The following is a 14,704-nucleotide window of genomic DNA, read 5'->3' on the forward strand; positions in this document are numbered from 1 at the left end:
CCACCCTAGAAAAGGAACTGCATCATGAAGTCGCCCGCTCAACTTGTATCAGCGGCTTTGGCCATCTTGGCCATTACCTCTACCGCGCTGACTCCGGCGCCGGCGCAGGCCGCGCCCAATGAGGAGGACGTCAAATTTGCGCTCGATTTCATACCGCTGGGTCGGCATGCACCGTGGTACGTGGCCTTGTCCAAGGGATACTTCAAGGAAGAGAAACTCAACGTCTCGATCTTGCCCACGAAGGGCACAGCTGATGCGATTCGGTACATTGAGACGGGCTTGACCGAGTTTGGATTCGTCGACATTCCCAGCCTCGTCGCGAGTGGCAGTGGAGGCTCTTCCGTTCGGATTGTTGCGGGCATCTATCAACGCGCGCCTTATTGCGTCTTCAGCATGAACCCAGGGGCGAACGTCACGTCGCCCGCAGGCATGGTCGGTCTGGAGATGGGTTCCAGCAGCGCATCATTCATGCCGCGCATCTTCAGTGCGTTCATGAAGCTGAACAACCTCGACCCATCGACGCTTAAGATTGTGAACATCGACGGTTCGGCCCGCGTGCCAATGCTCGTCAGCAACAAGGTGCAGGCGATCGATCAGTTCCTGATGGGAGAGCCATCGATCCGCCGCGCCGCGACGAACGGTGCACAGCCGACCTGCCTGCTACTGGCAGATCATGGCCTGGACATCTATGCCAACAGCATTGGCGTACGCGAGGATTTTCTGAAGAAGAATCCGGCCGCCGTGCGTGGTTTTGTCAAAGCGGCTCTCCGAGGATGGAAATACGCTCTCGCCAACCCCGAGGAAGCAGCGAAGATTCAGACTCAGTACCTCAAGGCCCTGGATCCGGCAATCATCGTTGAGGAGTTGAAAATCCTTCGACGCATTGCGATCACGCCGGACGTCGAGGCGCGCGGTTTCGGAACGCTGTCGCGTGAGAAGCTGACGCGCACGGTCGAGTTCATCAGCCAGAACGTCACCGTTCCCGGGACACCACCAACGGTGGATCAAATGTTTGTCGCCGGGTTCCTGCCCCAGCCACCCATCAAACCGTGATCGGACCGCACCGTTTCGCTGCATGTCGTAGCGATGCCGATGGCTTGCGCCCCGCGTGTTGATTCGCGCCGAAATTGACCCAGCTGCGGGTCAGTTTCACATCGGCACGTTCTTGGCGAAGTCTCTTCAAGCACGCTCTGTCTAAGCCGTTGCCCCGAATTTCGTGGTGCGCGGCTCAAATGGATATGCCCTGCTGGCGCCCAAGTTGCCAAGTCACGGACCCGCCGCGCACGATAGCCGCCATCTGCTGGCCCAGCCGCTGCTCGATCACCGGCCGCCAAGGCACCAGGCTGAAACCCATGCCGTCGTCGAGTATGGCGAAGCGACCGCTGGCGAGTTGGACGGAACGATGGTAGACGCCGCTGGCGCGCCCTCCATCCTGCATCGGCAGATAAGTCTTGCCAGTTTGGTCTTGTAGAGACTTCCCCACAGCCGTCAATTCGCGGTCACGCAAGGTGGACAATAGGTTTCGCGCGAGAACCACGTGCACACTTGGTCGCTCGGCCAAACCCTGCTCAATCAAGAAGTCCGCGCGGCCGCGCATCGAGTCGCGTACCTGCGAGCCAAAGCCCCGCGCTGCCAACTCGCTACCCTCCTCGATCAATTGCCTGTCCAACCAGGTCGCACCGATGGCGCGCACCTGTTGGTCGATGGGAAGATGCGAGCACAATTCGATGGTCAGGCCCGTGCCTCTCTGCGCATCATGCTGCTGCGCCTTCCACACCAGGTCCGGCGGTACCCGCCAGACGCCATCAGCCACGCGCACCACGATGCCAGCGCGGCGCAGCGCCTCGAGCCGGCGCACGTGGACATCGACCGTAGCCTGCGGATCGCGATCTGCCGCCTGTTCTAGTCGGGTCAGGTGGTCGGCAGTCTCGTAGATACCGTCCTTGGCGATTGCCGCGATGGTGCGGTCCACGGTCCGCTTTCGCCCCGGCGGCTTTGCTTCGACGATACCGTCCACCGGCAGCACTGACAGATCGGCGTCGGCCTGTAGTTTCAGGTAGTGCGCCCGACCATCGATGCCATCGACCACTAAATAGCCGCGATCGTGCAGTTCATCGACCAGGCCCTTGTCCGCGATGCGGCCAATGACGGGAGCGGTCGACGCGCCATCCAGAACGTATTCGCGCTGCTGCCCCTTGAGTGCCCGGCGCATGATGCCCAACGCATCCTGGCGCTCACCCATCGCGGTCAATGTGCACGCCATGTCCGGCGCCAGATGCCATCGGTTGGCATCAATCCGCTCGGCCAGCGCCATGGCTTCGAGCCGTTGCAGCCGTGTCCGCAGCAGGTTATGGCGTTGGTGGTCTTCGGGCCGGCCAGTCAGGTCCACGACATTCGCCACACCCCGGCACAACAAGGCCCGGTCCAGGCCGGTCAACCGTTGTTGCTCGACTTCGCGCTGCAAGCCTTGCCGGATCTCGACCTCGGTGCGCGGGCCCAGCCACTCGGTGGCGATCTCACTAGCGCGCATGCGCATGCCCTGGGCGATGTAGCCCGGCGCGATCACGAGGTCTTCCTTGCCGGCGGTCCGGCCGTTCAGCACAACGTGGGTATGCGGGTTGTCGGTGTCCCAGTGATCGACCGCCACCCAGTCCAGCGGCGTTTCCAGATCTACCGCCATGCGCTGCATCAGTTGCCGCGTGAAGCCGCTCAGATCTTGCAAGACAACCGCATCCTCCGCCGAGACGATGAAGCGGAACTGGTGCCGGTCGTCTCGCCCGCGTTCTTCGAAGGCCTTGAGGTCTGCGGTATCGGTTTCGGGCCCGTAGGCCTGGCCGCGCTGCCCGTCGCGTGTCACCCCATCGCGCTCGATGTAGCGCAAGTGCGTGGATACCGAGTTCGCGCCGACTTTCCGGAGCACCACGAAGCGCGCCTTGATGACGACGCGCCGGGCATGCGAGCTCAAGCGAGCGCCCGCCATGCCGGCTGCGACGCGGCCCCGACCGAAGGTCGATGCGGGCCGCCCTGCCCGCTGGCCGGGAGCTTTGACGCCGGCCTTTGAGACTTCCTTGAGCACCCGGGACACGAAGCGCTCTGGGCGAGGTCCTACGCGGGATTTCGGGGCCGCCGGCCGGACGCGAAAGCGCTCGCCATCCGATTCCTTACGCGAAGCCATGGCGAGCACTCCAACGCAACCAGGCGCAAGGGATCGGAAGCGGCACGCGCGCAATGCCGCGGCGATGCTGCATTGCGCATGGGCGCGGCACCGACACCGACTGGTGCAGTGCCGCGCCCAACCCACGTGCAGATTGGTTCCGCGGGTGGCGGCGTGCCGCCCCTTTTATCTGGCCCCCAGTCTCCACCTCCCGCATCCGCTCCCGGCTCCGACCTACCGCCAGCCGCGCACGGGGTGCGCAACGCTGCCCGAGGGGCAGCGGCGGTGCAGCTCGCGCTGCACGCTGGCGGCGGACTCTCTGCACGATGGAGTGCAGAGCGGACGCGCGGCCGGCTGCAGTCCGGCGGCATGCTCGGACGCCGGATACGACGAAGTTCATTGCGCACTCCATATCCACAAAGGCCGCGCGACGCCGAGCACGGCTGACGCGGAAATGGGCCCGAAATACCGACTGTCGAACGACGTCGGATTCGTGTCGCCGATCAAGAACAGCTCGCCCATAGCAAGGGCGCGGCACTGCGCCCAGGCTTGCAGCGGACGAAGCGCGCCATCATGCGTTCGCACGCTCGCCACCACGGTGCCGTCGATGTGCACAAGCTGCTTTCGGACACACACCGATTGCGGCGCGAGCGCGCCGATGCGCTTGAGGATCGGCACGCCGCTCGGCAGGTAGCCGCGCTGGGCCGCGAAGGCGGCCACGCCGGCGGGAAGCCGTGCCAGCACGATGCTGCCAACGCGCAGTGAGGCTGCGCTTTCAATGCGCGCGATGCGGTACCAGCCGCGCGGTACGCTGTCGCTCGGGTTGTAGACCACGAACACGTGGTCGCGTGTCGCCATCGGCGCGACCGCTGGCGCGTACAGCGCAGCCAAGCCAACGCCCATCCAGGCGAAGAGCAGGCGCGGCGTCATCGCAGCGCCTCACGCGCCAGATGCGTCGCATGCCTTTCGGCGGTGTACGTCGGCAGCGGCTGGCGTGCAGCCAACCGGTTGCCGACCGTGCGCCAGTACGTGACAGCCACCGCGCACGGATCGATGCCCAGCGCCTTGATGGCATCGATCACTTCAAGCACGCCTTGACCTGCGCCTCGCCATCGGCGCGCAGCAAAATCCGCGCGCCCGGTTGCACGCCGGCAACGCGCTGCGCGCCCTCGAACAGCGAGGGCGCCTGCAGCACCATGAGCTGCCACAGTGCCGTGCCATGGTCGTTGCCGATCCACTTGATGCGGCAGCAGATCGCGCCCGGCTCGAAGGTCGCGACGCGCCGCCAGCGGTCGAGGATGGTCTCGCGCATCGCGCCGACCGAAGCGCAGCCAGACGTTCACGCGTTGCTGGACGAAAGCGAGCGAAACCTGCATGTTCGCTGGCCGCTGTGGCAATGCAGCCTGCGGCCAGGTCTGCACGATGGCCGGCGTCAAATGCGAAACCCGTGCGGTCATGGCGTGTCCTCCGGGTACTCGCGCTGCAGCACTTCGCGCAGCATCTCGGCCGCCGTGGTACTGCGCTTGAACGCCACGATCTTGATGCGCCCCCGCAGCGCGGGCGTCACATCAATGGTCAGGCGCGCGGTGTAAATCGACGCCTTGGGTGCAGTCGTCGGTTCGTCGGCGCGCCGCACCCAGGCCGACGCAGCATCGGCAGCCGGCCTGCGGCCGATCGGCGCGCGCTTCTGCGCGGTGGATGTCGCGCGCGACGTCATCGCAGCATCTCCCGCACGGCCTGCGTCAGCGCGGCGATCTCGCGCGCGGCTGCGCACGTCGGCGCCGCTTCGCAGGCGAGCCGGCCGGCGGCGACACTGTCGGCGAACACGATGCGCTGCGAGACTTCGGCGCGCAGCGCAGCGAACGGCTGATCGGCCAGCGCCCCACGCGCCTCGCGCCCGATGACCGTCCCCACCACGCGCCGGTTGATCACAAAGGCCGCGCGCAGTTGCGGCCGGAACACCCTCGCTTCGGTGACGAGCTGCACCATCTCGTGGCTGGCCCACACGTCGTAGGCGCTGGGCTGCACCGGGATCAGCACCAAGTCGGCGGCCAGCAGCGCGGAGCGCGCAAGCGCCGCGACCCGGGGCGGACCATCGATGACCACGTAGTCGGCCTGCGAGGCGATCTGCGGCGCTTCCTGGTGCAGCGAGTCCCTCGCCAGCCCGAAGACGCCGTAAAGCCGCTCCTGGCCGTTCTGGAGACGACGCTGCGCCCAGTCCAGAGCCGACCCCTGCGGATCGGCGTCGAGCAGCGTGACGCGCCGACCCTGCATCGCCAGCTCGCCGGCCAGATGCGTGGCGAGCGTCGTCTTGCCTGCACCGCCTTTCTGGTTCAGCAGCGCGATCACTTTGCCCGAGAGGGGCTCGCTGCCTGGCGAGTGGTTTCCGGCTGGCCGGCTTGCTTGGATTGCCTCGAAAGAGGCGCTGCCCATTCTTTGAGCACCTTCGGCTCGCGCGCGCGTGACTTCCATTTATGTATCCCTTTAGATGTTTAGGGAGCCCCGAAACCGTTGCGGGGCGCGGCTTGCGGGCTGTTTGGCGCCGGTGATCCACCGACAGTTGCGCCGGTGATCCACCGAGTCGCCCGACGGTGATCCACCGAGCCCATCCCCACGCCATCCACAGGTTCTTCAACAGAATCTGTGGATAAGTCAGGTGTTGCGACGCCGTCCGGGCAGTGGCGAAACGCCAGCCATTCGCTGCCGCCACGGCGCTCGATGACGAGGCCATAACCCGGCAGCGCTTGGCGCAAGGCAAGGCGGCGCACGTGCGCGGCGAAGTCGCGGTAGCGCTGCAGGCTCCCGGACTTCAGGTACAGGTGGCGCATCTCGAAGCGCCAGCCCGCGGGCTGGCGTCCGCCGTGCTTGCGCACCAGCCGGTACAGCCAGCGCTCGATGCCTCCGGAAAGCCGGAAGTAGGTGGGATCGAGCGTGAGGACCAGGGTCTCCTCCATCACGCCGGAGAAGAACCAGTCGGCCAGGATCAGCTCGATGCCGTCGGAACGCCCGTCGGGCCGGACGTACTCCTTCCACTCGTTGATCCAAGAGAAGCGGTGCACGCGCATGGCGCCGTTCGGACGCTCGCGCTGGCGCAGCGTGGTGGCGATGGTGGTGGACTGCAGACGGTCGAGCGCGGCGCGCAGCGCCTGGTAGTCGCTGCGGCCGGTCCCGCGCCGCGTGAAGCGCAGGATCTCGTAGGGCGTGGCCACCATCAGGCGCGAAGGCGCGATGCCTTCCTTCTTGGCTTGGACGATCTGGCTCGCGGCCCAGATCAGGACGTCGGCATCCCAGATCGTCGCGATGCCGTGCTCCGGCACGCCCTCGACAGTGAGCGACACGCCGCCGGCCTCGAAGCGGATCGGCACCGTGCGCGGCGATTTGGCCAGCGAGAAGAACGGATAGGCCATCAGGTCCTGCGCGTCGCGCAGCGCCATGTCGCCTGCCGGCAGCGCGCGGAACAGCGACAGCTGTTCGCGTTCGCTCGAACGCTTCGACATGGGGGTGCTCCCTGCCCTGCGCGCCGATCAGCGGACCGAGCCGCGCTGCACGTAGCCGGGATCGGACGTCATCTCATAGGCCCGGCTGTTCGCCCAGGCCCGCAGATCCTCGACCGCGTAGACCACACGCGCGCCGAACTTCCGAAAGCGCGGACCACCGCCCAGCACGCGGTGCTTTTCGAGCGTGCGCGGCGACAGCCGCAGGAAGGCGCCGGCCTCGTCGGTGGTCAGGAACTCGGGGGTGGCGGGCGCATCAGGTGCTGAAAGGGGCTGCGGCGCAGTCGCCGCAGCGCGGACGGGAAACCGGGAACTGGCGCTTGCCATGACAGCCTCCATCGTTGTCGCGGGGCCGCGAACCATTCGCAGCCCGATGGAGGCAGTCTCAGGAGTAAATGTCTTCCTGCGCAGGGAGAGATTCAGTGCATCAGTTCGTCTCCGGGGCGATCGGCTGCGGTGCGCCGTATGCCCGCGAGCGCCAGGTAGCCACCGCGCATGTACGCCTCGGCACGCCGCAACAGGTGCCGGACCTGGGCGCGAAGCTCGCCATCGGCGTGCCAGCGCCCCATGGCGTCGAGACCGAACAGGGCCTGGGCAATCTCGCGGTGCGACGCCCCGGACTGCGCGCCATCGAGCGCCTGCAGGGCGCGAAGATGCAGCAGCGCGGCCCGGCCGACGGGCCGCGCATGCGCCGATGCCGGCGCGTGACCTCGAAGTACCCGTGCCTGGGCGTTGAACACATCCAATTGGCCGCGCAGGCCAGGGCCGAGCGGGACGGTGCAGGTGTAGGCCGCACCGTCGCCGAGGTCATCGGCCAGTGACATGCGGATGCGCTGCGCGGATACGTCGGTCAGCAGCATCAGGCCGACACCACCGGGCGCCAAGTGCTTGCGGCCTGGCACGCGCCAGAGGTCGAAGGTCGGTTGGGTCGACGCACCATGCGCGCGCAAGGCACGCACGTGCAGCAACTCGTCAGTCGCCGAGATCCAGAATGGCCGCGCTTCGCGCGCATCGAGACGGGGGTCTTCGGCGCTGTCGCAACCCCCACCGGTCGAGCGATGCGGCGCGCCGCGCCCAGTCCGCCTGGTACGGCGGATGGCGGCGCAGGTACTCCCACGCGAGTGCGGGGCCGTCGAGATCGAGCGTGTAGAGGTAGGCCGCCGACGCGCCCCAGGGCGCGCTCGGCAGGCCTTCGGCCTTGCGGTCGGTCATGGCAGAACTCACTCCTTTGCTTGCGCGAAGGCTGCCATAGGCACGGCCGGCATGGCTGGCTTTTGCGGCGATGCGCTCTCGCGCGCGCGGCGACGATTCCGTACGCCCGCCAATGAGGATCAGTCGTTGATCGATCCGTCGCGCTGCGCTTCGGCCACATAGCCGGACAGCGGCTGGCGCGCCCTGAAGTGCGGATCGGCCACGATGCGCAGCCCCTGGGGACCGCGCACGCCCTCGAGCGCGGTCAGGCTCACGTGGCCGAGTTCGGGAAAGCCCGTGCCGGCATCGGTCAGCCCATAGGCGCGATCGCCGTCGGCGTCGAGTTCAGTGAGCAGCCAGCAGGCAGGGGCGTCCAGCGTGTACAGCTTGACGACGGGATAGAGGTCGACGACCTGCCCACTGGCGCGCGCCACGCCGTTGGCCAGCATCTGGTCACGCTGCTGTTCAGTGAGGAATGCCATGGCTTCGAGAAGAGACCTTGGAATGCTAGTGCGACGGACGAGGACTTGTAAGTCAAATTGGCGACTTCATGCGACTCAAAGCTTGCACGATGTCCAACCGCGGGATCTCGTTCGGCAACGCCTTCTGCGCCGACGCAAAGCCAACGCCTTGATAAGAATGCGCTTTTGAACACTATAGATTGTAGCTCTATAGAGGTCGATAGGGTGTCATCGCCGTTCCCCGACGAACGATCGAATGACCTCCACCACACACTCTTTCCCCGCAGCTCTCAAGGCTGTCCGGAAAGCCCGTGGCTTGAGTCAGGAAGCGTTTTCCGATGTGTCGAGTCGCACGTACTTGAGTTCGCTCGAGCGCGGCCTGAAGAGCCCGACCCTCAGCAAGGTGAGCGAGCTGTGCGAGGTCATGGACGTGCATCCACTCACGTTGCTGACGCTCGCTTACGGCGGCAACGACAAGGCCAGAGACAAGCTCTTCGAGCGTGTACGGCGCGAGTTGGCCGAAATCCAAGACGCGCAAACAGAGTGAAAGCGCGGCCGGTTGGCCGCGCCTTCGTCGCTACGCCACGATGCGCCCTGCCAGCCGTGCTTCGCGCGCGTAACCGCTCAGCGGCTTGTCGGCGACGAAATGGAGATCGCGCTCGATCGGCAGGCCCCATCTCCCGCGCAAGCCTTCCAGCTCCGCCAGGCTCACATAGCCGAGTTCGGGAAAGCCTTGCCCAAGATCGCAGAGTCCGAACGCGATTTCTTCCGAATCGAGTTCGGTGAGCAACCAGGTCGCGCCCGCATTGGGCGTGAACAGCTTGACCACGGGCAGCGGGTCGAAGTTGGGGTTCTCGATGGATTGCCGCCCGTTGGCCAGCAACTGTACGCGTTGGTGGTCGGTCAGAAGGTTCGTCATGGTCTCTCCTTGAAGAGGATGCAGGGCGGGATTGCCCGAGACCGAAGCCGCACGACGCAGCGCAGCCGTCAGGGTTCGCAGACGGCCTCCGGCCGCAAGCGCACGCACAACGTGCGCGCAGACCTTGATGGCGAGAACCTCGTGCAACGATGAAGGGAACAGCAAGCCCCTCCCCCGCCCTGAGGCAAGCGAAGCGCGCAGGCGTCAGGGATGGAAGCCCGAAGGGGCGAGACGCCACCGGCGGCTCGATGCGCCGCACGACAGCCCGGCCCGGCACCGCCGGGAGACGCACGCATTTCTTCGACGCCGAACCGTATGCACGCCGATTCGCACAACCTGCGACCCGTCTTTGCACAAACCCGCGAATTCGCAGAACCACCTGTGCACATCCACGGCTACCCGTACATCCGTACATCCGTAGAACCGAAAAAGCCGAACTGCGATTACCCACGCATCAGGAAATCAGGAAGTACGGATTGACGCCAATCCGTACTTCCGCCACTCAGTGCGCGCACGCAGATATGAAACGGCCCGCGACAGAGCGCGGGCCATTGATGGAATCCAAGGGTAAAGCGCCCCGCCAGCCGGCGGGGCGCCGGGCGACGATCAGTCGCCCTTGCTGCGCGACCAGATCAGGTTGTGCGCGCCATCGTCGCCCTCGACCAGGCGGGCATAGATGGTCGCCGGGAACGACGGGTCGTCCAGCGTCACCGACAGGTAGGGCCGGTCCGCCTTGCTGACCTTCTTCCATGCCGCACCGATCTCGTAGCCGGTGCCCGCCACGATGCGGTAGTCCGGGGCGTTCTCGCTTTCCTTGTCGCTGGGCGCGATCTTGACCTTGACGTTGAGCGTCAGGGTGCGAACCGTGCCGATGAAGCCGTTGTTCTGTGCGGCAAAAGTGCCGATGTTGGCCATGATGAAGTCCTTTCGAAGTTGACCAGGTCCGCGCCCATCGCGGTCTTGGCGTGATCCGGTCGGCGCGGGTCCGGGCGCGTCGCACCGAAGGCCGCAACGCGAGTGGAGGACCGTAAGGCCCGAGAAATTTGCCTCGCGAGGAAGACCGCAGGTCGGGGAAATTTGTCGGGCCGGACGGTTGCGGCGATGAAGCCCGAGGCGAAGCGCAACGAAGAGAAGCGCCGCCGTGCCCGCGCCAGGATTCACGACAAATACAAGGCCGTGGGCGTGAACCTGATCCCGAAAGGACACGTGGCCCAGGCACTGATCCCGCAGCAACGGCTTTCCGGCATGGACCCGGACGCAGTCCAGGTCCAAGCCGGCTGGCCAGGAAAGCGCCGCCGGAACGCCCCACTGCATCGAGGCCGCAGACGTGATTGGCATAGGCGGCACAGAAGAAAGTCAGACATCCGCGGCGAGGGACTGATCCGTGACGCTGGATGACCCGTCGTTCCCGACCGTCAGACCCGCTGCCCGGCGCCGCGGGCCGTCTCAAGCGCATCGACCTTCGTTGCGATACGCGATTCGATGCTGGCCCGATGCGCCGCCACCAGCGTGACGGTCCCGTCGAACACGCGTTCGTGATCGTCATGGGCCTGGACATGGAACGTCGCACTGCGTTCACCCAGGCCCTCGACCCATCCCCGCAGGCGCAAGCGTGTCGTCGGTGGAACGGGGTCGCGATGCTCGATATGCACGGTGCGGCCCACGACCACCTCCACCATCGAGTCGACATGCAGCTGCATCTCGCGGATGCAGATGGATTCGACAACCGCGACCAGGTACCCGGTCGCCAGGCATTCGATCAGCGTCTGCGCGTAGTCACTGCCATGCGGCAGTCTCGCAAACAGTGATCGCGCTGTCTGCTCCTTCGGCACCGCGTAGGTTTCTTCGAAGCAGATTTCGCTGACGCCTTGTTGATTCATGAGGATGTGAGAGGTGAAATCGTCGAGCTCTCCGAACCCGAGAGAGATGCGTACGCATCTGGATCGGAGCTCTCACGATGCTCACGCGATGTGCTGGCGCTGCCAACCGAACGCGGCATACCGGGGCGTACCACGGCGTAGCCGATCCCGATTGCTTGAGACACATGCGCCACCACTGCGCGTCCATCGCCCTCTCCTCGTCGCAAACAATAACGCGCGCGGCACACCTGCCGCGCGCGTTTTTTGGCTCGCAACCCAAGGCCCCGGCTTCACCGGGGCCTCATGCCTATGCGGCTGCCGCGAGTTCCTTGCGGTCCTCGACCTCGGCCGTGAGTTCGCCCACCCCTGCCTCTTCCGCTGCTACGGTCCCCGACGATCTTGGCGTTTCAGGGCTCGGCTCTGCCTCGCCCCTGAACATCACAGGCAGCCACCCCGTCCCCGCCGCCAGCCGCTCGGCCTCGCTCGCGATCTCGGCCTTCTTGAGCTTGCCCAGCCGGTTCACCTGATCGGGCGCGAACGCCTGCACCGCTTGCAGTGCCTTGGCTTTCGAAACATGCTCGAAATAGCCCGCAGCGGTCGGCGTCCACCAGTCGTGCATGTCGAGGTTCACCGCCCGCGCCAGTGCAGCGGCGGGTACTTCCTCTTCATGCGAGGCCAGCACGCTGACCGTCGAGGCTACGCACACTGCCAGCAGCGACAGCAGTTCCTGCTGCGGGAAGGCCAGCATTTCGGCGAACAACGCATCCGGGTCTTGGGGCAGGCGGTCGGCCCACGCCTTCCGAACCTTGCGCATGCCCACTGCCGCCGCTGCCTCGCCCATGTCCGGCGCATGCAGCCCGAGCCCATCCTGCGGCGTGGCGCTGATATCGACAGGCGAGCCGCCCGAGCCATAGCTGTCCACGATCACGCGCAGCGCGAGGCGATGCACCAATGCCACCAGCGCGACCTGCGGGTGCCGCGCCACCTCGGCCTGCAAGGCCGCCGTGCGGTGCGCGCTCAAGCGCTTCGCCAGCTTCTCCGAAATACCGGGCTTGGCGCGCTCGTCGGCGCCGGCGTCCGGGCTGCAGCCCTCCCCGCCCTCCTCCTGCCGCGCCTGTTCCCGCAACGCCTTGGCCTGCTCCTCGCGCAGCAAACCACGATACACGACCACGCCGCCCATGTGATCGACCGACACCACGGCCCCGGCCAGCGCCACCACAGCGGGAGGGTATTCGACCAGCCTGCGTTCGATGGCTTCCAGTTCGTTGCCGAGGTCGTCCATCTCCGCCTGCAGCGCCTGCGCCTGCTCATCGGTCGTGTCCTCGTTCTCGTCGTCCAGCCGGTCCTGCAGCTTCGCCTGCTGGTCTTCCAGCTTGGCGATGCGCTTGGCCTCGGCCTTGCCGGGTTCACGGCGCGTGCTGCGCGCCCGCTGGAACTGATACAGGTCGGAGGACGTGGCGCGCGGCGCGGCATCCACCCATGCCCAGCCCTCGGCCCGCACCTGCTCGGCCACCGGCGCGAGCTTGTCCCGCGCCAGCGCTTCCAGTAGCGCACCATCGGTCAGGAAGATGCCGTTCTGCTCGTCCGCGAACAGGTCGCGGCGCACACCGCCGCCCGCCTGCTCGTAGACCTCCAGCCCGACGAAGCGCGCCACCGCATCGCGGCCTGCGTCGATCTCGTCACTCGTCAGGTGTTCGCGCAGCGCCTCCGGGCTGCGCTGCCATTGCGGCGATTCGTAGAACGCTACTTCCTGCGCCGCATGGTCGTCGGTGATGGCCAGCGCCATCAACTGCTCCAGCGTCACGACCTGCGTTTCGAAGTCTGCCAACAGGCGCGGCGAGACGTTGGCGAGCTTCAGGCGCCGCTGTACCACCAAGGGCGTCACGCCGAAATCGGCGGCAATGTCGTCCACGGGTCGGCCTTCGGCCACGAGGTCTTTCCAGGCGAACAGTTCCTCGATGGGCGACATGGCCTCGCGCTGCACGTTTTCCGTCAGGCTGACGGTGCGGGCCGCATCGTCCTGCACCAGCAGGCAATGCACCTCATGGTCCTTTGCCAGCTTGCGGCGCTTGACCAGCAGCTTCAACGCGGCCAGACGCCGCCGCCCGGCCACCACGTCGTAGTGCTCGCCGTCGGACGCGGCCACCACGGTGAGGTTTTGCAGCAGTCCCACGCGCGCGATGCTCGCGGCCAGTTCGCGAATCGAGGTGCCGCCGCTCTTGCGCACGTTGCGACTCGAAGGCCGCAGCTTGGACAGCGGGATCAGCAGAAGTTCCTGCGAAGCCGCGACGGTGGCAGCGCCCGCAGCGATGGAGGCGGCTGCGTCGATGGCATTGGTTTCTTGAAAGGTAGCGGTGTTCATGGTGTAGCTCCTATCGGGACAAGATGAAGAAAATGGGGAATGGATGGAGGGACTGCGCGCCCTCCGGACTTGGGGCTCAGGCCTTGAGCTGGCGCATGCCATCGGCCAGCAACCACAGGGCGCGGTTCAGCCGGAGGTTCTGGTCGATACCCTGCACGGGTCGCGTGCTCTGGCGGCGACCGTTGGCGGCGCGGGCGCGCAGGCCGCCCTTGATGAGGTTTTCCTGCGTGCGGTTGAACACGCTCCACAGGTCGCTGCGGGCGTCGTCCGTGCGGCGCGACATCAGGATTTGGGTTTCCGTGACGGGTGCGGGCCTGTCCGGGTCGTCGTACTTGAGGGTCAGCGCGGCGCGGGCGAACACCTCCGACTCTCCGGCGTCCAGCGTGACCGTCTGCATGACTTCGCGCGACTCCTGCGCCCGGTCGAAGCCGCTCAAGACTTCATAGGCGCCTTCGATGACGTGGCCCGCCACATCGCCCTTGTGGGGTACGCGCACGTCCGCCACGGTGTCGCCGCACACCAGCCCGTTCTGGCAGACGAAGCGGAACATACCCGCCAGCATCTGGTAGCTGCTGGTCCCGTCATGGGAGTTCAGCAGGATGATTTCGTTGGCCTCGCGGCCGTTGATCTGGCTCGCATGGCGCAGCCGGATCAAGTGCTTGGTGAAGTCGCGCCGCCCCTCCTGCCGCACGCGGGTCTGGCACACCATGAAAGGCTGGAAGCCTTCCCCTCTCAGCTCCCGCAGCACGGTGGCCGTGGGGATGTAGCTGTAGCGCTCCGAGCGGCTGCCGTGCGGAGCCTGCGCGAAGATGGACGGGGCCACGGTCCGTATCTGCTCATCCGACAAGGGATGTTCCGAGCGCAGCGCCGGCGAGTGGTTGGCGAAACGGGATGCAAGTTGCATGGTCTTTCTCCTGACAAGGTTGGCTGTTGAACAACCCCCACCGGATTCCTAGATTCGGAGCCCTCTTCGGGTCTTCCGGTGGGGTCGGCACGAAGAACCCGGTTGGCCTCGTTGCCACCGTCTTTCCTGAGTTCATCGCCCGCGGCCAACAGGAGCGCGCGCCCGGGCGCCGTCAAGGAAGAAGCGCCAGGGGTGGTGCGGCCCGCAGCCACAGGCGAGGACACGGCCTGGCGCGCCTTGACGGTGCCCGGGTGCGGGCTACGGTCGCGGACAAGGTGATGAGAGAAGGAAAGATGGCTGGACAGGCAACTGCCGCCTTCTTCGCCGACCCCACGCAAGCGAAGCGCGCAGGCCCGGATC

Annotated in this window: 15 protein-coding genes and 2 pseudogenes; 2 read left to right on the forward strand and 15 right to left on the reverse strand. The window is 66.2% G+C overall.

From position 1 onward, the window contains the following. The first annotated feature begins 24 nt into the window (after positions 1-24). The gene (locus ACSFBF_RS27050) at positions 25-1,053 is read left to right on the forward strand and encodes an ABC transporter substrate-binding protein (RefSeq protein WP_435460597.1); all 1,029 of its coding nucleotides are present in this window, start codon (positions 25-27) and stop codon (positions 1,051-1,053) included. A gap of 175 nt (positions 1,054-1,228) precedes the next feature. On the opposite strand, the gene ACSFBF_RS27055 is transcribed toward ACSFBF_RS27050, so the two are convergent. The 10 genes and pseudogenes from ACSFBF_RS27055 to ACSFBF_RS27100 all read right to left on the reverse strand — a co-directional run bounded on the left by ACSFBF_RS27055 (position 1,229) and on the right by ACSFBF_RS27100 (position 8,321). Beyond that, entirely contained in the window at positions 1,229-3,175 is a 1,947-nt protein-coding gene (locus ACSFBF_RS27055; protein ID WP_435460598.1) for a DUF3363 domain-containing protein, read from the reverse strand. Between the two features lie 375 nt (positions 3,176-3,550). After that, a complete protein-coding gene (locus tag ACSFBF_RS27060) occupies positions 3,551-4,084 on the reverse strand; it encodes a S26 family signal peptidase (protein WP_435460599.1) in 534 nt (177 codons plus the stop codon). Then, positions 4,081-4,611, reverse strand: a pseudogene (locus tag ACSFBF_RS27065) (DUF2840 domain-containing protein). The gene ACSFBF_RS27060 and the pseudogene ACSFBF_RS27065 overlap by 4 nt, the downstream one beginning before the upstream one ends. Further along, positions 4,608-4,871 carry a chromosome partitioning protein ParB gene (locus tag ACSFBF_RS27070; RefSeq protein WP_435460600.1) on the reverse strand — a complete coding sequence of 88 codons (264 nt, stop codon included), beginning with the start codon at positions 4,869-4,871 and terminating at the stop codon, positions 4,608-4,610. Before ACSFBF_RS27070 ends, ACSFBF_RS27065 begins: the two are co-directional and overlap by 4 nt. Further along, positions 4,868-5,626, reverse strand: coding sequence for a ParA family partition ATPase (gene parA / locus ACSFBF_RS27075; protein WP_435460601.1), 759 nt, complete (start codon positions 5,624-5,626; stop codon positions 4,868-4,870). The genes ACSFBF_RS27070 and parA overlap by 4 nt, the downstream gene beginning before the upstream one ends. A 200-nt stretch (positions 5,627-5,826) precedes the next feature. Beyond that, a pseudogene (locus ACSFBF_RS27080) lies at positions 5,827-6,651 on the reverse strand (replication initiator protein A); the annotation flags it as partial. A gap of 27 nt (positions 6,652-6,678) precedes the next feature. Further along, on the reverse strand, positions 6,679-6,975 hold the full coding sequence (locus tag ACSFBF_RS27085) for a helix-turn-helix transcriptional regulator (RefSeq protein ID WP_435460602.1): 297 nt from the start codon (positions 6,973-6,975) through the stop codon (positions 6,679-6,681). 92 nt (positions 6,976-7,067) lie between these two features. Then, on the reverse strand, positions 7,068-7,508 hold the full coding sequence (locus tag ACSFBF_RS27090) for a DUF2285 domain-containing protein (protein WP_435472403.1): 441 nt from the start codon (positions 7,506-7,508) through the stop codon (positions 7,068-7,070). Between the two features lie 112 nt (positions 7,509-7,620). Then, positions 7,621-7,872 (reverse strand): transcriptional regulator domain-containing protein, encoded by a 252-nt coding sequence (locus ACSFBF_RS27095; RefSeq protein ID WP_435472405.1) that lies wholly within the window; start codon positions 7,870-7,872, stop codon positions 7,621-7,623. A 107-nt stretch (positions 7,873-7,979) separates the two neighbouring features. Beyond that, a complete protein-coding gene (locus tag ACSFBF_RS27100) occupies positions 7,980-8,321 on the reverse strand; it encodes a DUF2958 domain-containing protein (protein ID WP_435460604.1) in 342 nt (113 codons plus the stop codon). Positions 8,322-8,556: 235 nt separating this feature from the next. Between ACSFBF_RS27100 and ACSFBF_RS27105 the strand changes: the two genes are divergently transcribed. Then, positions 8,557-8,847 (forward strand): helix-turn-helix domain-containing protein, encoded by a 291-nt coding sequence (locus ACSFBF_RS27105; protein WP_435460605.1) that lies wholly within the window; start codon positions 8,557-8,559, stop codon positions 8,845-8,847. A gap of 30 nt (positions 8,848-8,877) precedes the next feature. On the opposite strand, the gene ACSFBF_RS27110 is transcribed toward ACSFBF_RS27105, so the two are convergent. The 5 genes from ACSFBF_RS27110 to ACSFBF_RS27130 all read right to left on the reverse strand — a co-directional run bounded on the left by ACSFBF_RS27110 (position 8,878) and on the right by ACSFBF_RS27130 (position 14,344). Then, entirely contained in the window at positions 8,878-9,219 is a 342-nt protein-coding gene (locus ACSFBF_RS27110; protein ID WP_435472407.1) for a DUF2958 domain-containing protein, read from the reverse strand. A gap of 606 nt (positions 9,220-9,825) precedes the next feature. Beyond that, the gene (locus tag ACSFBF_RS27115; protein ID WP_435460607.1) at positions 9,826-10,134 is read right to left on the reverse strand and encodes a DUF736 domain-containing protein; all 309 of its coding nucleotides are present in this window, start codon (positions 10,132-10,134) and stop codon (positions 9,826-9,828) included. Between the two features lie 500 nt (positions 10,135-10,634). Further along, the gene (locus tag ACSFBF_RS27120; RefSeq protein ID WP_435460608.1) at positions 10,635-11,099 is read right to left on the reverse strand and encodes a thioesterase family protein; all 465 of its coding nucleotides are present in this window, start codon (positions 11,097-11,099) and stop codon (positions 10,635-10,637) included. Between the two features lie 286 nt (positions 11,100-11,385). Then, positions 11,386-13,440, reverse strand: coding sequence for a ParB/RepB/Spo0J family partition protein (locus tag ACSFBF_RS27125; RefSeq protein WP_435460609.1), 2,055 nt, complete (start codon positions 13,438-13,440; stop codon positions 11,386-11,388). A gap of 76 nt (positions 13,441-13,516) precedes the next feature. Beyond that, positions 13,517-14,344, reverse strand: a complete 828-nt coding sequence (locus tag ACSFBF_RS27130) for a DUF932 domain-containing protein (RefSeq protein WP_435460610.1) — start codon at positions 14,342-14,344, stop codon at positions 13,517-13,519. Positions 14,345-14,704: the final 360 nt, after the last annotated feature.

It is taken from the genome of Variovorax nivicola (genome assembly GCF_051216475.1).
GTDB lineage: Bacteria > Pseudomonadota > Gammaproteobacteria > Burkholderiales > Burkholderiaceae_C > Variovorax.